This is a genomic window from Rhodococcus coprophilus NBRC 100603 (assembly GCF_001895045.1).
Taxonomy (GTDB): Bacteria; Actinomycetota; Actinomycetes; order Mycobacteriales; family Mycobacteriaceae; genus Rhodococcus; species Rhodococcus coprophilus.
The window spans coordinates 155506-176680 of sequence record NZ_BDAM01000002.1; the positions used below are offsets into that span (position 1 = coordinate 155506).

The 21175-nt window shown below is 67.0% G+C and carries 21 protein-coding genes; 13 read left to right on the forward strand and 8 right to left on the reverse strand.

The window, feature by feature from the left end; all coding sequences use genetic code 11:
* Positions 1-147: 147 nt before the first annotated feature.
* Together RDCOP1_RS05095 and RDCOP1_RS05100 are read right to left on the reverse strand one after the other, a co-directional pair.
* Positions 148-1167 (reverse strand): exonuclease domain-containing protein, encoded by a 1020-nt coding sequence (locus tag RDCOP1_RS05095; RefSeq protein WP_072699040.1) that lies wholly within the window; start codon positions 1165-1167, stop codon positions 148-150.
* Positions 1164-1733, reverse strand: a complete 570-nt coding sequence (locus RDCOP1_RS05100; protein ID WP_072699041.1) for a hypothetical protein — start codon at positions 1731-1733, stop codon at positions 1164-1166. The genes RDCOP1_RS05095 and RDCOP1_RS05100 overlap by 4 nt, the downstream gene beginning before the upstream one ends.
* 260 nt (positions 1734-1993) lie before the next feature.
* Here RDCOP1_RS05100 and RDCOP1_RS05105 point away from each other — a divergent pair, with 260 nt between their 5' ends.
* From RDCOP1_RS05105 to RDCOP1_RS05125, 5 genes are all read left to right on the forward strand, one after another.
* Positions 1994-2323 (forward strand): PadR family transcriptional regulator, encoded by a 330-nt coding sequence (locus RDCOP1_RS05105; protein ID WP_072699042.1) that lies wholly within the window; start codon positions 1994-1996, stop codon positions 2321-2323.
* A 2-nt stretch (positions 2324-2325) separates the two neighbouring features.
* Positions 2326-2688, forward strand: coding sequence for a DUF1048 domain-containing protein (locus RDCOP1_RS05110; protein WP_072699043.1), 363 nt, complete (start codon positions 2326-2328; stop codon positions 2686-2688).
* Positions 2685-3500 carry an ABC transporter ATP-binding protein gene (locus RDCOP1_RS05115; protein WP_072699044.1) on the forward strand — a complete coding sequence of 272 codons (816 nt, stop codon included), beginning with the start codon at positions 2685-2687 and terminating at the stop codon, positions 3498-3500. The genes RDCOP1_RS05110 and RDCOP1_RS05115 overlap by 4 nt, the downstream gene beginning before the upstream one ends.
* Positions 3497-4261 carry an ABC transporter permease gene (locus RDCOP1_RS05120; protein WP_072699045.1) on the forward strand — a complete coding sequence of 255 codons (765 nt, stop codon included), beginning with the start codon at positions 3497-3499 and terminating at the stop codon, positions 4259-4261. The genes RDCOP1_RS05115 and RDCOP1_RS05120 overlap by 4 nt, the downstream gene beginning before the upstream one ends.
* 137 nt (positions 4262-4398) lie before the next feature.
* The gene (locus RDCOP1_RS05125) at positions 4399-4980 is read left to right on the forward strand and encodes a sugar O-acetyltransferase (protein ID WP_111731559.1); all 582 of its coding nucleotides are present in this window, start codon (positions 4399-4401) and stop codon (positions 4978-4980) included.
* Between the two features lie 11 nt (positions 4981-4991).
* On the opposite strand, the gene bsaP is transcribed toward RDCOP1_RS05125, so the two are convergent.
* Both bsaP and bioB read right to left on the reverse strand, forming a co-directional pair.
* Complete coding sequence (gene bsaP, locus RDCOP1_RS05130) at positions 4992-5192, reverse strand: biotin synthase auxiliary protein BsaP (protein WP_072699047.1); 201 nt, start codon at positions 5190-5192, stop codon at positions 4992-4994.
* A gap of 1 nt (position 5193) precedes the next feature.
* Positions 5194-6207, reverse strand: a complete 1014-nt coding sequence (gene bioB / locus RDCOP1_RS05135) for a biotin synthase BioB (protein ID WP_072699174.1) — start codon at positions 6205-6207, stop codon at positions 5194-5196.
* Between the two features lie 116 nt (positions 6208-6323).
* On the opposite strand from bioB, the gene RDCOP1_RS05140 reads away from it, so the two are divergent.
* The 7 genes from RDCOP1_RS05140 to RDCOP1_RS05170 all read left to right on the forward strand — a co-directional run bounded on the left by RDCOP1_RS05140 (position 6324) and on the right by RDCOP1_RS05170 (position 15251).
* The gene (locus RDCOP1_RS05140) at positions 6324-6950 is read left to right on the forward strand and encodes a TetR/AcrR family transcriptional regulator C-terminal domain-containing protein (protein WP_072699048.1); all 627 of its coding nucleotides are present in this window, start codon (positions 6324-6326) and stop codon (positions 6948-6950) included.
* Positions 6951-6992: 42 nt separating this feature from the next.
* Positions 6993-8303 (forward strand): SWIM zinc finger family protein, encoded by a 1311-nt coding sequence (locus RDCOP1_RS05145; RefSeq protein ID WP_072699049.1) that lies wholly within the window; start codon positions 6993-6995, stop codon positions 8301-8303.
* Positions 8300-9724 (forward strand): DUF5691 domain-containing protein, encoded by a 1425-nt coding sequence (locus tag RDCOP1_RS05150; RefSeq protein WP_072699050.1) that lies wholly within the window; start codon positions 8300-8302, stop codon positions 9722-9724. The genes RDCOP1_RS05145 and RDCOP1_RS05150 overlap by 4 nt, the downstream gene beginning before the upstream one ends.
* Complete coding sequence (locus RDCOP1_RS05155) at positions 9721-10821, forward strand: ATP-binding protein (protein WP_072699051.1); 1101 nt, start codon at positions 9721-9723, stop codon at positions 10819-10821. The genes RDCOP1_RS05150 and RDCOP1_RS05155 overlap by 4 nt, the downstream gene beginning before the upstream one ends.
* Positions 10800-13019: a DUF5682 family protein gene (locus RDCOP1_RS05160; protein WP_072699052.1), complete on the forward strand. Its 2220-nt coding sequence runs from the start codon at positions 10800-10802 to the stop codon at positions 13017-13019. The genes RDCOP1_RS05155 and RDCOP1_RS05160 overlap by 22 nt, the downstream gene beginning before the upstream one ends.
* Entirely contained in the window at positions 13016-14167 is a 1152-nt protein-coding gene (locus tag RDCOP1_RS05165; protein WP_072699053.1) for a VWA domain-containing protein, read from the forward strand. The genes RDCOP1_RS05160 and RDCOP1_RS05165 overlap by 4 nt, the downstream gene beginning before the upstream one ends.
* Positions 14168-14270: 103 nt before the next feature.
* On the forward strand, positions 14271-15251 hold the full coding sequence (locus RDCOP1_RS05170; RefSeq protein ID WP_231922927.1) for an iron-siderophore ABC transporter substrate-binding protein: 981 nt from the start codon (positions 14271-14273) through the stop codon (positions 15249-15251).
* Positions 15252-15276: 25 nt separating this feature from the next.
* Here the strand turns inward: RDCOP1_RS05170 and RDCOP1_RS05175 are convergent, their stop codons facing one another.
* From RDCOP1_RS05175 to RDCOP1_RS05190, 4 genes are read right to left on the reverse strand one after another with little or no spacing between them, the layout of a single operon-like run.
* Positions 15277-16038: a succinate dehydrogenase/fumarate reductase iron-sulfur subunit gene (locus tag RDCOP1_RS05175; RefSeq protein ID WP_072699055.1), complete on the reverse strand. Its 762-nt coding sequence runs from the start codon at positions 16036-16038 to the stop codon at positions 15277-15279.
* A gap of 1 nt (position 16039) precedes the next feature.
* The gene (locus tag RDCOP1_RS05180; RefSeq protein ID WP_072699056.1) at positions 16040-17956 is read right to left on the reverse strand and encodes a fumarate reductase/succinate dehydrogenase flavoprotein subunit; all 1917 of its coding nucleotides are present in this window, start codon (positions 17954-17956) and stop codon (positions 16040-16042) included.
* Positions 17957-18013: 57 nt separating this feature from the next.
* On the reverse strand, positions 18014-18823 hold the full coding sequence (gene sdhC, locus RDCOP1_RS05185; RefSeq protein WP_072699057.1) for a succinate dehydrogenase subunit SdhC: 810 nt from the start codon (positions 18821-18823) through the stop codon (positions 18014-18016).
* Positions 18820-19107 (reverse strand): Rv0250c family protein, encoded by a 288-nt coding sequence (locus tag RDCOP1_RS05190; RefSeq protein ID WP_072699058.1) that lies wholly within the window; start codon positions 19105-19107, stop codon positions 18820-18822. The genes sdhC and RDCOP1_RS05190 overlap by 4 nt, the downstream gene beginning before the upstream one ends.
* A gap of 730 nt (positions 19108-19837) precedes the next feature.
* Here RDCOP1_RS05190 and RDCOP1_RS05195 point away from each other — a divergent pair.
* Positions 19838-21067, forward strand: a complete 1230-nt coding sequence (locus tag RDCOP1_RS05195) for a DUF4185 domain-containing protein (protein WP_084722421.1) — start codon at positions 19838-19840, stop codon at positions 21065-21067.
* Positions 21068-21175 lie beyond the last annotated feature (108 nt).

The window sequence follows — 21175 nt, forward strand, 5'->3', positions numbered from 1 at the left end:
CGGGGTCCCGGCCGATCCGCAGAGGGACACCGCTGCGCTCAGCTGACCGTGGAGACCGGCCCATCCTCTGCGGGCCGGCTCCACATGGTCGCCGGCATCACCGGACAGTCAGGTATGCCCCGACCGGCCACCGAGCGTTCGGAGCAGTCACATCGGGGGCTGCGTTCCCACAAGGCCGGGATGAGGCGGAACGGAGACGGCGCCGGAAGTGGACGGCGATTCGGTCGGGGCCTCCTGAGCAAGTAACTCGAGGAGATCGTTTTCGGTCAGGACCTCGATACCGAAGCCCTTGGCCCGCAATTCCGAAGCCCGTGCCGCCTTGCCGGTCGTGAACGCGGAGGGGTCGGCGCCGGTGAACCCGTCGCCGATGACCAGCAGGGTGGTGCGCCGAGTGACGGCTTTCGCGGCGGTGGCACCGCACCTGGCGACCGCGTTCATTGCGCCTTGCCGTGTCATCGACATCAGTCCGCCGGTGAACGCTACGACCTGCCCGTACAAGGGATGGTCGGGATCGACGTCCGCCGCAGTGCCAGGGGCGACCAGTCGATCGATCTTGCGCTTTCCGACCCGGCGGCATCCATCCCAACCTGTTTCGGTGATCCGGCCGATTCGGGTTTCCATGGCCTCGGCCAACGCATCGATCGTGCCGGATCCGGTTCGCGCAGCGAGTTCGAGCGCGATGCCGGCTGCGGCAGCCGCGTCGGCGGCAGCGTCGTGGTGCGTAACCAGCTCGACACCCAGAGCGGCAGAAACCATCGGCAACCGATAAGAGACGAGGTCGAGGTGCCGACGCGCCCAGACCATAGTGCAGCCGAAACGTATTACAGGCCAAGGTAGCCCACTGTGATCGCAGGCCTTCCGCACGGCACCCGTGTCGAAAGCGGCGTTATGAGAGACGAGCGGGAACTCACCGATCACCTCGAGTACCTGTGGCCACACGTCCCCGAAACGCGGCGCCCCGGCGACCGAGTCCCCGGTGATGCCGTGAACCGACGTGTTGAACGCGGAGAAGTAATCGACGGCCGCAGGAGGACGGCACTCCCAGCTGTACGTACCGTCGAGGATTCCATCGCGCACCACGACGACGCCGATTGCGCAGATGCTGCCGCGATCGGCATTGGCCGTTTCGACGTCGAATGCGGCGAAGGACAGACCCCGGGCGCTCATCGGGTGACGAGTGGAAGCGGCCGGGCGAGGTTTCCGGCCGGCTCGACGAGGAAAGCGCGCATGGTGCGTTGGGATTCGACCTGCGCCCAGGCGTCAGCCAGGTTCCGGATTCCGCGGGCAAGCGCGAGTGCTCTCGCCCCTTCGAGCTGCAAATCGCCCGGCCCGGTCGCCGAACGCAGGGGCGCGGCTCGCGGGTCGGGGACGTCGGGCCAGTCCGGTCGGGTGAGCTTGTTCTTCACCGTGGCCGCATGTTCGGTGAATCGTTTATCGAGATCGTGGATCTCGGTTCGGACGGCGTCCACGGTGGCATCGAGATCGATCCAGCCGGCAATCGAAATCCTCTCGAGGACAGAGTTTTCGGGATCGGGGGCGCAGCGCAGGATGTGGCGACCGTCGAGCAAAGTCGCAATCTCGGTCCGGTTGTTGTCGAGAACCCACGCCCCGACCAGTCGCGACATGCGCGGAGGAACCGGGTTACCGATGTCGACGTGCCAGATCGCAACACTCGCTACTCGCTCGTCGACCACCGCGATCGGGCGGTGGTACGGCACAGAATCGGTACTCACGGCAACTCCTCGCAAACGGACGACGGTTCGATCCGTGGCATCGCGTCGGTTCCCTCGATCGTTACCGCGAGCATGGAGAAGGCACGGCAGTCGAAGGTGCGGCGAAACCCCGATCGGGCTGGGCACATCGACACGTCGGGAACTGTGAACATCTCAGGCGGCATCGGAGAATCTCGTCATGTACTCGGTATTGCCGAGTACTGGTAGTCAGTGTTACTTTGTACCGGTAGTCAGCAACACTGAGTAGGACGAAGGTGGCAATGGCGAATCCGATGACGGAAATGCTCAAAGGCACGCTCGAAGGCATCGTCCTGGCACTTCTGGCCGAACGACCCGCTTACGGCTACGAGATCACCACGTCCCTGCGAGAGCGGGGGTTCACCGATCTCGCCGAGGGCACCGTCTACGCCTTACTGGTCCGCATCGAACAACGCGGCTACGTGGACGTGGAGAAAGTGCCGTCGGAGAAGGGGCCGCCACGGAAAGTGTTCTCCATCAACACAAAAGGTAGAGAACAACTCGACGAGTTCTGGAAGACATGGAGCTTCCTTGCAGAACATATCGAACAGCTCCGCCGAGGGGGAAAGTGAGCATGACCGACTGGATCGGGAAAGTCACAGGCTCGTTCGAACAGAAAAGACAGTACAAACGGCACGCTGCCCGCATCGACGGTCTCCCCGAGCCGTACGACGTGGCGGCGAAGGCGTTGGTGAGATACCTCAACTATTCCAGCGGGCTCACCGACGGCGCGACCCTCGTCACGATGGTCGGAGACATGGCCGATCTCTGGGAACGAGCGGCCGTGGACGGCACACCGGTTCGGGAAGTCGTCGGTGACGACCCGGTCGACTTCGCAGAGACGTTCGTCCGTGCCTATACCGGCAGGCAATGGATCGACAAGGAGCGCGCACGCCTCACTCGATCCATCGACACCGCGGAACGGAGACAGCAATGACCACCGACGCAATGATTCGAGTACAGGGTCTCGAGAAGTCGTACAAGGACCTGCAGGTACTGCGAGGCGTCGACTTCGACGTGGCTCCCGGGAGTATCTTCGCCCTACTCGGCTCGAACGGCGCAGGCAAGACCACCGTGGTGCAAGCGCTGGCGACGCTGCTCGCCGTGGACGCCGGCACAGTCACCATCAACGGGTTCGACATCGCCACCCATCCGCAACAGGTGCGGGAATCGATCAGTCTCACGGGACAGTTCGCAACCGTCGACGACATGCTCAGCGGGCGAGAGAACCTCGTGCTCATCGCCAAGCTTCGCCACCTCGACAATCCGGGCCGAGTCGCGGACGAGTTGCTCGACCGGTTCTCCCTCACCACGGCAGGCGGCCGTAGGGCGTCCGAGTACTCCGGTGGCATGCGCCGCCGACTCGACATCGCAATGGGCATGGTCGGAAATCCACCCGTCGTCTTCCTCGACGAACCCACCACCGGTCTCGATCCGCAGGCGCGACTTTCCGTATGGGAGACGATCAACGAACTCGCCCGGCTCGGAACGACCGTGCTGTTGACCACGCAGTACCTGGAGGAAGCGGAACGTCTTGCGGACCGGATCGCCGTTCTCCACCAGGGCCGGATCGTCGTGAACGGCACCCTCACCGAACTCGAGGCGTTGCTGCCACCGGCGAAAGTCGAGTACGTCGAGAAACGCCCCACCCTCGAAGAGATCTTCCTCGCGATCGTCACCGACACCGACGAGACCGGCGGAGACGAGACGACCAGCAGCGTCCCAACCGGAACCCGGGAGGACCGATGACTACCGCTACCTTCTACAAGGACACCGTCACCCTCACGGGCCGTTCCCTGCGCCACATCATGCGAAGTCCGGACACCATCATCACCACGGCGGTCACTCCGGTCGCTCTCATGCTGATGTTCGTCTACGTCTTCGGTGGTGCGATCGACACCGGATCGACGTCGTATCTGAACTACATGTTGCCCGGTATCCTCCTCATCACGATCGCTTCGGGGATCGGCTACACCTCGTACCGACTGTTCATGGATCTGCAGGGCGGGATCTTCCAGCGCTTCCAGTCCATGCCGATCGCCCGGTCCAGCGCTCTGTGGGCACACGTGCTCACCTCCCTATTCGCATCCCTGATCTCCCTTATCGCCGTTGTCGGCATCGGACTGGTCATGGGTTTCCGCACCGGTACCAGTGCGCTGGGCTGGCTCACTGTCGCGGGCATCCTGATGATCTTCACTCTGGCCCTGACCTGGGTCGCCGTCATCGCGGGCCTGACCGCGAAAACCGTCGACGGCGCAGGCGCATTCGCCTATCCTCTGATCTTCCTGCCGTTTCTCAGTTCTGCATTCGTGCCCACCGACACCATGCCCGCACCGGTGCGGTGGTTCGCCGAGAACCAGCCCGTGACCGCGATCGTCGACACGCTTCGGGACATCTTCGCCCAGCGACCGGTCGGTGGCGACATCTGGATCGCGCTTGCCTGGTGCGTCGGTCTCCTCGTTCTCGCGTTCTTCACGGCAACGGCCGTCTACCGACGCAAGATCCGCTAGGCGGATGCGAAAGCAGAATGCCGGCCGGACGGACCGGACAACGGGCGAGATTTCCCCGTAGAGCGCGGTCGGCAGCGTAGCTTCAGGTGTGGATCTACCGGTGTGCACGTGAATCTCACGGTCGAGGAAGGAGCGATGTGACAGGTCAGAAGCAACGCATGCTGGCGGGCGAACTGTATATCGCGGACGACCCCGAACTCGCCGCCGACGCTTCGCGCGCAGCGGAACTGAGCGAGAAGTTCAATTCGTCGAGCGTCACCGATCCCGCAGCCCGGCGAGCGATTCTGACGACCCTGGTCGGATCGCTGGGCGAGGGCGCCGAGGTGCGCGCCCCGCTGCATGTGGACTACGGATACCAGATCACGATCGGCCCGCGAACCTTCGTCAACTTCGGAGCGGTCATGCTGGACGTCGCGCGGATCTCGATCGGCGCCGATGTGCAGATCGGACCCAACGTCCAGTTGCTCACACCCACCCACCCCCTCGATGCCGAACTGCGACGCGCGAAATGGGAAGCTGCCGAACCGATCACCATCGGCGACAACGTGTGGCTCGGGGGCGGCGTGATCGTCTGCCCCGGAGTGACGATCGGCGAGAACACTGTTGTCGGGGCCGGAGCGGTGGTGACGCGCGATCTGCCGCGAAACGTGGTGGCTGCGGGCGTGCCCGCCCGCGTCGTCCGGCAGATACCATCTTCTTCGCCGGATTCGGACCTCTGATCGCCTTCCGGTCAGCGTTGCTCGTTGCGGTGCGAATCGATGATGCCGTGGCGTGAACACCGCGCCCACCATCTGTCGGGGACGACCTGAACGATCATCCAGCGACCGCACTGCGCGCAGTACCGGGGCGGTTCGAGGCCGAGCCGAACTCCCCGGCGACTCTCGACCTCGAGACCGTCGACGAGTTCGGCACCGGTGTAGGCGTCGAACACGTCAGATGCTTTCGCCGAGCGCTTTGATCGGCATCCGCAGGTCGACGAGCAGGTCGAGGTCGGTTTCGGCACGACGCCCGAGGGTGGTGAGGTAGTTGCCGACGATAACGGCGTTGATGCCGCCGAGGATGCCTTTCCGGGCGCCGAGGTCGCCGAGAGTGATCTCCCGGCCTCCCGCGAACCGGAGGATCGTGCGCGGCAATGCAAGCCGGAAGGCGGCAATCGCCTTGAGCGCATCGGTGACCGGGAGCACCTCGAGTTCGGCGAACGGCGTACCGGGACGGGGGTCGAGGAAGTTCAACGGCACCTCGTCGGGTTCGACCGAGGCGAGGTCTGCGGCGAATTCGGCTCGCTGCTCCAATGTTTCACCCATTCCGAGGATGCCGCCGCAGCACACCTCCATGCCCGCTTCCCGCACCATTCGCAGCGTCTCGAATCGCTCCTCCCACGTATGGGTGGTGACCACGTTCGGGAAGTGGGAGCGCGCGGTTTCGAGGTTGTGGTTGTAGCGATGCACGCCCATGGCCGCCAGTTGATCGACTTGCTCCTGGGTGAGCATGCCGAGTGAGCACGCGACCTGGATGTCGACCTCGTCGCGAATCGCTGCGACGCCGGCGGCGACCTGCGCCATGAGCCGTTCATCGGGGCCGCGCACGGCGGCGACGATGCAGAATTCGGTGGCGCCGGTCTTGGCGGTCTGCTTCGCCGCTTCCACGAGCGACGGGATGTCGAGACGCGCAGCCCGCACGGGCGAAGCGAACAGGCCCGACTGCGAACAGAAATGGCAGTCCTCGGGGCAGCCACCCGTCTTGAGGCTGACAATTCCTTCGACCTCCACCTCGGGACCGCACCACGCCATGCGCACTTCGTGGGCGACACCGAGCAGTTCCTCGAGTCGTTCGTCGGGCAACCGGAGCACCTCGAGCGTCCGGTCACGATCGAACCCGACTCCGCGCCTGAGCACCTGGTCGCGGGCGAGGTCGAGGATGTCGGTGCGTGTGGGCGCGTAGGTCACTGCGTCTCCTGACTCGAACTTGAACACTGTTCACTTGAACGGCGTTCAGGTTAGGGGGCGGGTCCGATACTGTCAAAGGAGGCCTTCGGCACGGCGGGACGGACAGGAGCAGACAGGTGCAGTTGCGACGCGGCGACGTCCTCGACGGCGCCATGGCGATCCTCGACGAGTACGGGCTCGGCGACCTCACAATGCGCAAGCTCGCGACCTCCCTTGGCGTGCAGCCAGGCGCCCTGTACTGGCATTTCCCGAACAAGCAGACCCTCCTCGGCGCGATGGCCGACCGCATCCTGGACGGCGTCGACGCGCCACCGGCCGCCACCGACTGGGACGGCGCGCTCACCGAACTCGCCCACCGGTTGCGCGCCGCCCTCCTCGCCCATCGCGACGGCGCCGAACTCGTCGCGTCGTCGTACGCCTCCCGGCTGACCACCTCTCGCGCCCGCGACGCGTTCGTGGTCGCGGCGCAGCGTGCGGGGCTCTCCCGCGCGCACGCCGAACTCGCCGGTTACGCGCTGCTGCACTATGTGCTCGGCCACACCGTCGACGAGCAGTCCCGCGCACAGCTCGCCGAACTCGGCGCGCTCACCCGCGCACCCGTGGCGCCCGACGTCGCGACAGAGACCCCGCCGACCTCGGACGACGACCTCCTCGACGGCGATCCTGCAGTCCGCTTCGACTTCGGCCTGACACTGTTCGTCGACGGCATCCGGAGGCGCTTGAACGCCAGTGCCACATCCTGACGATTCGGTAGGTGTCGGGACCCTGCCGTACGTTCTCAGGACGTGACAAGCCCCTGGCCACCCGAGCGGATCGCCGCCGTAGCACCCGAACCGTCCTCCATGACGGCTGCCCGCGGACTCGGGTCTGCGTGGAACGGCACCGGGCGGAACGACCGAGCACTCTGGGGCGAATGCCGGGGCCGGGGTACCGCCGTCTATCGCACCGCGATAGACCTCGACGGGCCCTCGTACCGATGCTCGTGCCCGAGCCGGAAGTTCCCATGCAAGCACGCGCTGGCGCTGCTCATGCGCTGGTCCGAGGGCGCGATAGCGGAGTCCGCACCGCCGGATTCCGTGACCGAATGGCTGGCCGCACGCACAGCCGAGGCGGCACCGGCGAACGAGGCTCCCGGCGAACCGGCCAAGACGCCCGACCCAGCCACTGTGCGACGCCGCGCGGAGCGCGCCGCTGCCGGTCTGGACGACCTGGATCGGTGGCTGACCGACCGGATCCGCAGCGGTCTCGGTTCCGTGGACCACAGCTGTTCGACGTACGACGACATGGCAGCGCGGATGGTCGACGCGCAGGTCCCGGGTATCGCGTCCGCTCTGCGCGGGCTCGCCGGCGTGGTGGCGACCGAGGTGGACTGGCCGGCGCGTGTCCTCGCCGAGTACGCCCGATTGCACCTGCTGGTGGTCGCCTACCGAAAGATCGACGACCTTCCCGGCCCGCTCGCACGCTCGGTGCACACCCACCTGGGATTTCCCACACGGGCCGACGACGTACGCTCCGAACCGGCCGTCCGCGACCGATGGCAGGTGCTCGCGACGCGCATCTCCGAAGACAGCCGCCTCTTCACGCGCAAGGTGTGGCTCCGCGGACGCGACACCGGACGCTGGGCGATCGTCCTCGATTTCGCCCACGGCACCGCCCGCTTCCCCGTCGAGACTCCCCCGCCGGGGATGCTCGTCGACGCGGACCTGCATTTCTATCCCGGTGCCGCACCGTTGCGCGCGCTCGCCGGCACGCGGCACTCCGTTCCCGAACCCTTCACCACGCTGCCGGCGTCGCTGCCCGGCACGGCGCCGGACTTCGACGCGGCCCTGGACGAGTACGCCCGCGTTCTGGGCGCCGACCCATGGATCCGCTCGTGGCCGATGCTGCTCGACAGCGTGGTCCCGGTCGAATCGAGCGGGGCCTGGCATCTCGTCGACCGGCACGGCCGCGCTCTGCCCCTCGGTGGGGAGGACGACACCCGGTGGCGACTAGTAGCGGTCGCGGGTGGTCAGCCACTGACCGTGTGTGGCGACTGGGACGGCACCCGGCTGGCACCGGCGTCGTTGTTCACCGCGGGACAGGAGGTATCCCTGTGACCGACACCTTCGAAACCCTTTCCACCGCAGCACTACTCGGGACGGCTCGGTCGGCGCCCGCACCGGCGACGCTACACACTTCCGACGCAGCGGCAGCGCTGACCGGCGATCCGGCGTCGCGTCTGCTCGCGGCGGCCGCTCTCGAGTCCGCCTTTCTCACCGCAGCGACGCTCCCGACGGTCCGGACGTTGCCGGAACCCGCTCCCGACGACGATCGCCTCACGCTTCCGGCTGCGGCGGCCGACCGGCTTCGGGGTCTGCTCGTCGTCCGGTCTCCGCTGCTACCCGAGTGGTTCGCGCTCGCCGAGCGGTTCCGGGCCCCGCACGAGATCGTGGTGGATCTGCTGTGGTTCGCCGCACCGGACACCCCGCACCGCAAACACCTCCTACGTCTCGCCGGTGTCCGCGGCCAGTGGGTCGCCGCACAGAACCCCGCGTGGTCCCACCTCGTCACCCCCGATCCGTCCGACGAGCGTCCCTGGTTGCACGGATCTCCCCTGCAGCGCCGTCGGTGGTTCGCGGTGCTGCGCGCCTCGAACCCCCACGCCGCCACCGAAAGACTGACGGCGTCATGGTCGTCCGAGACGGCGGCGCAGCGAGGCGCGCTACTCGAACTGCTGGCCGACGGCCTCGGCGCGCACGACGAAGCCCTGCTCGAGCAAGCGCTCGACGACCGTAGCCGCAAGGTCCGCCCGGTTGCCCTGGACCTGCTGCGGCGTCTGCCCGACTCGGCTTTCGCCGCGAGGATGACCCGTCGGGTACGCGAGTGGACGCGCGTCGCCGGCGACGAACTCGTCGTCGACGTACCGAACCGTCTCGACGGCGAAGCACTTCGGGACGGTGTCGACGACGGCGCCTCCCGGACCGGTGGGGAGAAGATGCGCCGGCTCACCGCGGTCGCGTCGTCCGCCCCGCCGGCCGCGTGGCAGCACCTCGCACCGACCCCGGAGCAGATATTGGCGCTGCGCGTCGACGAACCCGTACGGGAGGCGCTCGACGCAGGCTGGACCGCGGCCGTCGCCGTACACCGCGACGGCGACTGGGCGCGCGCTTTCCTCCGCCGGGACGGCACCGCCGATACAGCCGTCGCGCAGGCCCTCCCCCGGCAGATGCTCGTCTCCCACCTGCTCGGGTCGTCCGGACGCGCATTGCTCGATCCCGCCTTGCTCGGGGCTCTCGCCGCGCCATGGCCTCGCGACCTGGCCGAGAAGGTCCTGATCGCCCTGTATCGCGAAGGGGGAACCGGTATCCGCTCGTTCCAGACGATCATCACCCTGATCGCGCACCGCGCACCGTTCGAACTCACCGAACTGCTCGCCGACGCCGCCACCCGCACCGACCACCTCGACCGGCTGAATCTGTTCGCGACGGCCGCCGACACCCTGACCCTTCGCCGAACCCTTCACGAGGAGCTGAGTTGACCGACGCCGCTACCGACCCCACGCTGCTGCGCCCCCACGCAGAGCAGCAGTACGCGCACGAACTGGCGGCGCTGGCGCGGCTCGACGACCGGCCGCGCCCTCCGTCCTGGCAGCTGTCGCCTTGGGCGGTCGTGACGTATCTGCTGGGCGGTGAACTGTCCGACGGCACCGTCGTCACCCCCAAATACGTCGGACCTCGCCGATTGATGGAGGTCGCGGTGGCGACCCTCGCCACCGACCGGGCCCTGCTGCTGCTCGGCGTTCCGGGTACCGCCAAAACCTGGGTGTCGGAACATCTTTCCGCTGCGATCAGCGGTACGTCCACCCGCCTCGTCCAGGGCACAGCGGGCACATCCGAAGATGCCGTCCGCTACGGGTGGAACTATGCGCGGCTGCTCGCCGAAGGACCGTCCGCGGACGCGCTCGTCCCGTCGCCGATCATGACCGCGATGCGCGACGGTGCCATCGCCCGCATCGAAGAACTCACCCGGATCCCCGCGGACGTCCAGGACGCGCTGATCACGATCCTGTCCGAGAAGACCCTGCCCGTCGCCGAACTCGGGATCGAAGTGCAGGCGAACAAGGGTTTCAACGTGATCGCCACCGCCAACGATCGCGATCGGGGCGTCAACGAACTGTCCTCCGCGCTGCGACGACGATTCAACACCGTCGTGCTCCCGCTGCCCGCCAGCGAAGAGGACGAGGTCGCGATCGTGACCCGCCGCGTCGAACAACTCGGGAGCGCACTCGAACTCCCCGCTCTGCCCACTGCAGCCGACGAGATCCGGCGCGTGGTCACGGTGTTCCGGGAACTCCGCCAGGGCGTCACCACCGACGGGCGCACCAAGCTCAAGTCGCCGTCCGGCACCTTGTCGACCGCCGAAGCCATCTCCGTCGTCACCGGCGGGCTCGCGCTGTCGGCGCACTTCGGCGACGGCATCCTGCGTTCCGCGGACATCGCCGCCGGCATCCTCGGCTCGGTGGTGAAGGATCCGGTGGCCGACCGCGTGGTGTGGAGCGAATACCTCGAGGCCGTCGTGCGTGAGCGCCCCGAGTGGGCCGACTTCTACCGCGCATGCCGGGAGATCACCGGGTGACCGGCGACGCCGAGATCCGGGTATTCGGCATCCGGCACCACGGGCCGGGGTCGGCGCGCGCGATTGCGCGGGCGCTCGCCGAGTTCGAACCCGACACCGTTCTGATCGAGGGCCCGGCCGACGCCGATCCCTTCCTCGCCCTGGCCGCGTCCGACGACATGCAACCACCGGTCGCGCTGCTCGCGTACGTGCGCGACGAACCCGCACGGGCGGCCTTCTGGCCGTTCGCCGCGTTCTCGCCGGAGTGGCAGGCGCTGCGCTGGGCGATTCTGCACGACGCCGATGTGCGGTTCTGCGATCTGCCGGCAGCGATCTCGCTGGCTGCGGAGCAGTCTCCGGAATCGGCGGAGCGCCCCGACCCGCTGGCGGCGCTCGCTTCTGCCGGGGGATACGACGACTTCGAGCAGTGGTGGGACGCAGTGATCGAACATGCGCGTCCCGGGGATGCAGAAGGCGCCGGAGCCGGAGCATTCGACGAGATCACCGCGGCGATGGAGGTCTTGCGCGCCGACACCGACCTGGACGAGCACACCGCGCGCCGCGAGGCCCATATGCGTCAGGTGCTGCGCACCGCGGTCAAGGCCGGAGCCCGGAACATCGCGGTGGTGTGCGGCGCGATGCACGCGCCCGCGTTGACCGGTCCCCTCGGGCCCGCCGCGCCGGACGCGCGACTGCTCAGAGGACTTCCCAAGGTGAAGGCGGCGCTCACCTGGGTTCCGTGGACACATTCCCGGCTGTCGGCTGCGTCCGGCTACGGTGCCGGCATCACCTCACCGGGCTGGTACGACCACCTGTTCACCTATCCCGACGACACCACCGCGCGCTGGTTCACCCGCGTCGCGCGGGTGCTGCGCGAGGAAGATCTGCCTGTATCGAGTGCGCACGTCATCGAAGCCACCCGGCTCGCCGACACGCTCGCGGTGCTGCGCGGTCGTGCCCTGCCCGGCTTGTCGGAAGCCGTAGAAGCCACGCGCGCGGTGCTGTGCGACGGCGACGATGTGCTGCTCGACCTCGTGGCACGCAAACTCGTGGTCGGAGAAGCGCTCGGAGCCGTTCCGGAGGACACCCCGACGGTTCCGCTCGACGCCGACCTGCAGGCGCGCTCGAAAACCCTTCGGCTCAAACGTGCCCCGATCGCCAAGAAGCTGGATCTCGACCTCCGTAAGGACCTCGATCTGCAACGATCCCGCCTGTTGCATCGGCTGTCCCTACTCGGAATCGAGTGGGCGCTGCCGGCCGAGAGCGCGGTGCGGTCCACCGGAACGTTCCGCGAAACCTGGTCGCTGCAATGGGATCCGGAACTGTCGGTGGCAATCGTGGAAGCTTCCCGTTGGGGTACCACCGTCGAGGCCGCTGCCTCCGCGACCGTCCTCGACCGTGCCCGGAAGCCGGGCACCACACTCGGTGAGGTCACCGACCTCCTCGAACAGGCGCTCCTGGCAGACCTCCGCGACGCGGTGCCGCACCTGGTCACCGCCATCGACGCCGCTGCCGCTCTCGATCATGATGTGCTGCACCTGATGTCGGCGCTGCCCGCGCTGATCCGCACCGTGCGGTACGGCGACGTGCGCGGCACCGACCTGACCTCGCTCGCGCATGTCGCCGACGCGGTGCTCGCCCGTGTCTGTGCGGGCCTGCCGTCTGCCGTCACCGGCCTCGACAGCGACGCCGCCGATGCGATCCGACGTGCCGTCGACGACGTGCACACGGCGCTGGCGTTGCGCGACGACCCCGACGCGGCCGGCCGGTGGCTCGACACCCTCGCCTCGGTGTGCGACCGCGACGACGTCGACGGCGTACTGACGGGCAGAACCGTGCGGATGCTCCGCGACGTGGGCAGATTCGACGAGCACGCCACCGGCGTCCGCGTCGCCCGAGCCCTGTCCGTCGGGTCCGCCCCCGCGGCGAAGGCGCGCTGGATCGACGGGTTCGTCGGCGGCGGCGGGCTGCTGCTGGTGCACGACCGCGGGTTGCTGTCGCTGATCGACTCCTGGGTGTCGGGGCTCCGCGCCGAGGATTTCGTCGACGTCCTGCCGGTGCTGCGTCGCACGTTCGGGTCGTTTGCGCACGGGGAACGCACGTTGCTCGGCCGTGCCGTTCGAGGGGGTTCCGAGCACCGCGCGACGGCGGCACTCGAACCTGCGCGCGGGCACCGCGCGCTCACGGCAACGGCACTGATCCTGGGGGTACCCGTATGACAACGGAGTTCGACGAGCGGATGCGGCGCTGGCGTCTGCTGCTCGGCGATGCCGCCGAGGAGTCCACCACCTCGCTGGGTGCCGGAAGCGACGCGGCGATGGATGGAGCGCTCGCCGCGCTGTACGACACGGACGCAGACGGAACGACGGGCCCGCGCAGCGGCGGACTCGGCGCCTCGGCGCCGAAGGTCGCGCGGTGGCTCGGTGACATCCGCACGTACTTTCCCACGTCGGTCGTGCAGGTGATGCAACGCGACGCGGTCGACCGACTCGGTCTCGATCAGCTTCTGCTCGAACCGGAACTGCTCGACGCCGTCGAACCCGACGTGCACCTCGTGGGCACCCTGCTCAGCCTGAACAAGGTGATGCCCGAAACCACGAGGGCCACAGCACGGACGGTGGTGGCGAAGGTGGTCCGGCAGGTCGAGGAACGCATCGCGCAGCGCACCCGGACTGCGGTGACCGGAGCGCTCAACCGGTCGGCTCGCACCTCGAATCCGAAGCCTCGCGACATCGACTGGCACCGCACGATCCGCGCGAATCTTGCGCACTACCAACCCGAATACCGCACGGTGGTCCCGGAACGCCTCGTCGGATTCGGGCGGCGCTCGCAGGCGGTGCAACGGGATGTCGTACTCGCGGTGGACCAGTCGGGATCGATGGCGTCGAGCGTGGTGTATGCGTCGGTCTTCGCCGCGGTGCTCGCCTCGATGCAGGCGTTGCGCACGTCCCTCGTCGTGTTCGACACCTCCGTCGTGGATCTCACGGACAAGCTCACCGATCCTGTCGACGTCCTGTTCGGCACCCAGCTCGGTGGGGGCACCGACATCAATCGGGCGATCGCCTACAGCCGGTCGCTGATCACGCGGCCCACCGACTCGTTGTTCGTGCTGATCTCGGATCTCTACGAGGGCGGAATCCGTACCGAGATGCTCGCCCGGGTGCGCGAGATGCTCGCCGCCGGGGTACAGGTCGTCGTGCTCCTCGCGCTGTCGGACGACGGGGCGCCGTCGTTCGATCGGGACAACGCAGCCGCGCTTGCCGCTCTGGGTGTGCCGGCGTTCGCGTGCACTCCCGAACGGTTCCCGGACCTGCTGGCACTTGCGCTCGAACGTGGCGATGTCGGGCGCTGGGCACAATCGGTGTAGTTCGTCTGCCGAGATGTGGTGCCGGGCCACGAGCCGTTTTCGCGGGTATTAGGATTACCTAACCGGCACGCGACGTGCACCGGCAAGCGAATCGAGGACATCTGTGAAACTCCGACTTATGGCGCTGGCCGCCGCCACCACGCTCGCCGTGGGTGCGTGCGGCTCGACCGACGACGGTTCGGCCGAAGAGACGGGCAGCAACGGAACCGGCGCCTTCCCCGCCACCATCGAGACGATGTTCGGGTCCGTGACCGTCGAATCACAACCCGAGCGCGTCGTCGCCCTCGGCTGGGGCGACGCGGAGACCGCGCTGGCGCTCGGTGTGCAGCCCGTCGGCGCGAGCGACTGGCTGGCATTCGGCGAAGACGGAGTCGGTCCGTGGGTTCAAGAGGGCTACGCGGAGTCTCCCGAGATCATCGGCACCGTCGATCCGTCCTTCGAGAAGATCGCCGCGTTGGCACCCGATCTCATCCTCGACACCGCCAGTGCGGGTGATCAGGGCCGGTACGACACGCTTTCCGCGATCGCCACGACCGTCGGCCCTCCCGAAGGTGCCACCGCGTACCTGACGCCGCGCGACGAGCAGATCTCCATGGTGGCGTCCGCGCTCGGCGTGCCCGACAAGGGTGCCGAGGTCGTCGCGGACATCGACGAACAGTTCGCCACCGCGGCCGCGGAGCATCCGGAGTTCGCCGGCAAGACCGTCACCGTCGCGGCGTACACCTCGGACGGGTGGGGCGCCTACGTTTCCGGCGACGCGCGCGTCCAGTTCCTGCAGGATCTCGGGTTCGTCAACAACCCGGCGGTGGAAGCCGTCGAGGCGGACAGCTTCTTCATCCCGATCTCGAACGAGAACCTCGGCATGCTCGACGCCGACCTGCTGATTGTGCTGCCCATCTACGTGGAGACCTCCGAGGTCACCGACAACCCGTTGTTCCAGCAGATTCCGGCCGTGCAGGACGGACGGTTCCTCGTCCTCGACAGCGGCAGCGACATCGCCAACGCCATCTCGCTGAACTCGGCGCTGTCGATTCCGTTCGCGCTCGAGCAGTTGGTCCCGCTGCTCAGCGAGCGCGTCGGCTGACGACCGGCGTACGCACCCGGGCCGGTCAGCGCCGGAACAGCTTGTTGCCCAGCCACACCACCGGGTCGTAGCGGCGTCCGGCCACCCGTTCCTTCATCGGAATGATGGCGTTGTCGGTGATGTGGATGTACTCGGGGCACACCTCGGTGCAGCATTTGGTGATGTTGCACAGGCCGAGTCCGGCTTCGTCCTGAGCGAGATCGCGCCGGTCCGCGACGTCCAGTGGATGCATGTCGAGTTCGGCGAGGCGGATGAAGAACCGGGGTCCCGCGAACGCGGGACGGTTCTCCTCGTGGTCGCGCGTCACGTGACATACGTTCTGGCACAGGAAGCATTCGATGCATTTGCGGAACTCCTGCGACCGTTCCACATCGACCTGCTGCATGCGGTACTCCCCCGGAGCGAGATCCGGGGGAGGCGCGAATGCGGGGATCTCCCGTGCCTTGGCGTAGTTGCCCGACACGTCGGTGACGAGATCACGGATGACGGGGAAGCCCCGCAACGGTGTGACCACGATCGGCTCGTCCGTCTCGAAGAGCGACATGCGGCTCATGCACGTCAGGCGCGGACGGCCGTTGATCTCCGCCGAGCACGAACCACATTTGCCTGCTTTGCAGTTCCACCGCACCGCGAGATCCGGCACCTGGGTTGCCTGCAACCGGTGGAGGATGTCGAGAACCACCTCGCCCTCGTTGACCCGCACCGAATACTCCTGCAGTTCCCCACCGTCGCGGTCCCCGCGCCAGATCCTGAACTCGGCGGTGTAGCCCTGGTCGCTCTCGGCCATCTCAGTGCCTCCGTCCGGGGTGACCGGCGAGCTCCTCGTCGGTGTAGTACTTGGCGAGTTCCTCGATATCGAAGAGTTCGAGTAGTTCCGGGTCCATCGGGGTCTGCTCTTGCCGCTCGACGGACACCTCCGGGATGGTGCGGTCCTCTCCGGATTTACGGCACACGAGCAACGTCCGCCGCCAGTTCGGGTCCATCGACGGGTGATCGTCGCGTGTGTGGCCGCCGCGACTCTCGGTGCGCAGCAACGCGGCCCGCGCGACGCATTCGCACACCAGCAGCATGTTGCGCAGATCCAGTGCGAGGTGCCAGCCCGGGTTGTACTGCCGGTTGCCCTCCACCGCGATGTCCGGGATCCGCTCGCGCAACTCGGCGAGTTCTGCGAGTGCGCGCTCGACCTCTTCGGCGGTGCGGATGATTCCCACGAGGTCGTGCATCACTCCCTGCAATCGCTGGTGGAGGGTGTACGGGTTCTCGGCATTCTCGTGATCGGCGGGGTCGAACGGCGAAAGTGCTGTGCGCGCTGCTTGTTCCACCGCCTCTTCCGTGACCACCGGCCGGTCCTCGAGACCGTGCACGTAGTCGGCGGCGCCGAGCCCCGCCCGGCGCCCGAACACGAGCAGGTCCGACAGCGAATTCCCTCCAAGCCGGTTGGACCCGTGCATGCCGCCCGAGCATTCCCCCGCCGCGAACAGGCCTGGAACCGACGCCGCCCCGGTGTCGGGATCGACCTCGATACCGCCCATCACGTAGTGGCAGGTCGGGCCGACCTCCATCGCTTCCCGGGTGATGTCGACGTCTGCGAGTTCGAGGAACTGGTGGTGCATCGACGGCAACCGGCGGATGATCTCGGCCTTGGGCATTCGTGAGGCGATATCGAGATACACCCCGCCGTGTGGGGTCGCCCGGCCCGCCTTGACCTCGGAATTGATGGCGCGAGCCACTTCGTCGCGCGGCAGCAGGTCGGGGGTGCGGAGATTGTTCTCCTGGTCCTCGTACCAGCGGTCCGCCTCTTCGGGGGTCTCCGCGTACTGCCCTTTGAACACCGGCGGGATATACGAGAACATGAATCGCTCGTCCTCGGAGTTCTTCAGAACGCCGCCGTCACCGCGGACCCCCTCGGTGACGAGGATGCCTTTCACGCTCGGTGGCCAGATCATCCCGGTGGGATGGAACTGGACGAACTCCATGTTGATCAGCGCGGCGCCCGCCCGCAGCGCGAGGGCGTGCCCGTCCCCGGTGTACTCCCACGAATTGGAGGTCACCTTCCAGGATTTTCCGATTCCTCCGGTCGCGATGACGACGGCCGGCGCGGTGAACTGGACGAACCTTCCAGATTCCCGCCAGTACCCGAAGGCGCCCGCGATCCGGCCCTGTTCGTCGACGAGGAGTTCGGTGATGGTGCATTCGGAGAAGACCCGCACCTTCGCCTCGTAGTCGCCCGTCGCCGCGAAGTCCTCCTGCTGCAACGACACGATCTTCTGCTGCATCGTGCGGATCAGTTCGAGCCCCGTCCGGTCGCCGACGTGCGCGAGCCGCGGATAGGTGTGCCCGCCGAAGTTGCGCTGGCTGATCCGGCCGTCCGGGGTGCGGTCGAACAGCGCCCCGTACGTCTCGAGTTCCCACACCCGGTCGGGCGCTTCGCGGGCATGCAATTCGGCCATCCGCCAGTTGTTGAGGAATTTTCCGCCGCGCATCGTGTCCTTGAAGTGCACCTGCCACGAGTCACGCGAATTGGCGTTGCCCATCGCCGCGGCGCATCCGCCTTCCGCCATCACGGTGTGCGCTTTACCGAAGAGCGACTTGCACACCACCGCGACTCGCAGTCCGCGCTGCCGGGCCTCGATGACCGCCCGTAGCCCCGCTCCCCCCGCGCCGATCACGACCACGTCGTAGCTGTGATGCTCGACTTCCCCCATGTATGTCGCCTTTCCCCAGTTGCGTCGTGCCTGTTTGCGGTGGTCGCTGTGCCGGTGTCAGCCGATGAATCGGAGGTCGGAGATGGTGCCGCTCGCCACGAGCATGATGTAGAAGTCGGTGAGCACCAGCGTTCCGAGAGTGATCCAGGCGAATTGCATGTGCCGGGCGTTGAGCTTCGAAATGTACGTCCAAAGCTTGTATCGCACAGGATGTTTCGAAAAGTGCTTGAGACGGCCACCGGTGACGTGCCGGCAGGAGTGGCAGGAGAGCGTGTACCCCCACAGCAAGATCACGTTCACCACGAGGATCACGTTCCCGAGCCCGAACCCGAATCCGCTCGGACTGTGGAACGCGAGTATCGCGTCGTAGGTGTTGACCAGCGAGATGACGAACCCGATGTAGAAGAAGTAGCGGTGCGCGTTCTGCACGATGAGGGGGAACCGGGTTTCACCCGTGTACGTCCGGTGCGGTTCCGCGACCCCGCAGGCCGGCGGCGAGAGCCAGAACGACCGGTAGTACGCCTTGCGGTAGTAGTAGCAGGTCAGCCGGAACAGCAGCAGGAACGGCAGCGACACGAATGCCAGTGGAATCCACCGTGGGAGTTCACCGACCCACACACCGAAATGCGAGGAACCCGGCAGGCACGACGCGCTGACGCACGGCGAATAGAACGGCGTCAGATAGTGGTAGTCGTCCACCCAGTAGGCGGTACGCGCGAACGAGCGGACGGTGGCGTACACGATGAAGGCGACCAGTCCGAGGACGGTCAGCGCAGGTGTCTGCCACCATCGATCGGTTCGTAGTGTGCGCGCGGCTATGCGCGCCCGGGCCGCATTTCGGACCCCGGCGCCGACAGGGGCGCTCACCGCTCCCCGTGCAATCCGCCGAGTCCTTCGTCGTCGGCGTCGACCCCGCGGAACAACGACTCGTCGTACGGCGAATCCGGAATCGGGATGCGGTCCTCGGACGCCGCCCACAGTGGCCGCGGCGGTGTCTCCTGGAAGTCGCGCGCGTCGATGTCGAGACGGTCGAGGTCGTTGGTGAGCCTGCGGACGGACGCGGCGTCGCCGTACCGCGACCTGAGCGAACCGACGCATCGACGCAATTGCCCGATCGCGTTCTGAAGATCATGCATATCGGTGGTGGACATCGGTACCTCCGAAACAAAACGGTCGGCACGCCGACGCCCGCCGACTCCATGTGATGGCGTTCACACTACGACAGGTGCACGCGCTTGCGAGCCGTTTCCCGGGTTGCGTCTAGCAGTTGTCGCCGACCACAAACGCACCGGCCCGAAGACATCGTGGCTCGGCGGCCCGAGAAGCGTCGTTTCCGTCTCGGGTTGCGGACGCGGTAACGCAGGCCGGCGTCCCTGCGACATCTCGTACGTCGGCGTACCCCATCTGTTCGAATCGAGGCACCCACCATGCGAGAAACACCTCCTTTGCTTGCCTCTCAGTTCGGAACGGCGTCGATCGTGGCTGTCTCCCGCACAGCCGGCGTTCACCCCTTGTAAGGCAGTCCCCTGGCGGCCGCACCGCCGCCTCACACGACGACGAAAACCGCCGACGTCGACGAGCATCCTCGGCCCGGTGCGCGGCTGGCGCATGTCCGGTAAACGACGGTGCCGCGACAGCAGTTGGCGCTGACTCACCCTGCACCATAAGGTTTTTCACTATTTGTCGGCTCCCCGATCGTGCTCGAGTCCGACTCGTACGCGCGGGCGGGCGGCGCGCTCCCTGGTCCACGGACGTGGACCTCGACTGTTTCCCGGGCGACCCCGGGGGAGTTCCTGGCCGCCTCGGCATCAAGCCGCCGGCCGAATACGACGGCGGAGCCGGTCCCGGCCCGCCTCTCCCTTTACAGAACGGAGTTCCCGAATGACTACGAAAATCGGAGCAGTGACCGGGCACAACACGTCGGCGGTCCCGTTCGGCGTCGGCGGCACGGACCTGGGCATAGCCCGCCGGCTCCCCAACGGACGCCAGGCCATCGTCCTGGGTGACACGTTTGAAGAGATGCGCGTCGGTGGTCCCGGGTGGCGGTCTCCGGTAATGCTCCTCACGGACGAGCAGAGCCCGGCAGACTACGCCAACGGCCTGACGTTCCATGGGGCCATCGGCGGACCGAATGCCCGCCAGTTGTGGCCGTACACCCACGACAGGTCGCCGTGGACCAACGGCGGATTCTCCACCGTCCTGCCCTCGGACCTTCTGGTCGTCGGCTCCCGGATCTACCTGTTCGTGACGATCTGCCGGTCCCTCGAGGAGATCCTCTGGACGGAAATCCAGTATTCCGACGACAACGGCCAGACCTGGTTTCACGCCGGCCCCGCCGGACAACGCGAGTGGCATCACGAGGGCGGTTTCCAGATGGGGATTACGTGGGAACTGGGGACCGATGGCTGGGTCTACATCATGGGCAACAAGTGGTTGGTGGACGGCGGCTCCAACGTCCACCTCTACCGTTGCCGCCCCAACGAGGTGGCGGACCGCTCCAAGTGGTCCGGCTGGGGATGGAACGGGACGGACTGGGGATGGAACCGGGCGTGCTCGGACATCTTCCCGGCGGGGACAAAAGTCCGGGAGATGAATCTCCGTCTGGTCCAAGGCCAATGGCTCCTCACCTATACCCAGACCGCTCCGGATATCCGAGTGAACGTCAAGGGCCTTCGCAACGGGCCGACGTCCCATATCGGGGATGCCCCCACGACGACCGTCGTCCGTCACGTGGAACACGACGTCGAGCCCCAGGATCCGAACAACACTCTGGCGCAGTGCTACGGCGGGTACGTCCTCGTGGGCTCGACGCTCGACGAGCTCTATGTCCTGGTCTCCCAATGGGATACCCGCGACGGCTGGCCGTACCAGATCAATCTCTACCGGCACACGGTCCACGCAGATATCCCGCGTCCCGCACCGGTACCGACGCTCGATGAGGTGGTGGACCAGAACTATCTCCTATCGCGAGCCGTTCTGGCCAAGGTCGGCGGCACCGTCTCGGATCTCCCCACCACTCCGGCGGCGGCCACCTTGGACGCGGCGCGGCACACCAACACGGCGTTGCGGCGTGTTGCCGCCGCTGTGGGTGCACCCACGGACGGAATCTGACATGACCGACCCGGGCATCCCACCGCCGGCAATGTCGTGAGGACTGCCGCCTCCGCCACGGTCACGTGGCGGAGGCGGGGTCTGCACTGCCCCACACTGTTCTGGCCG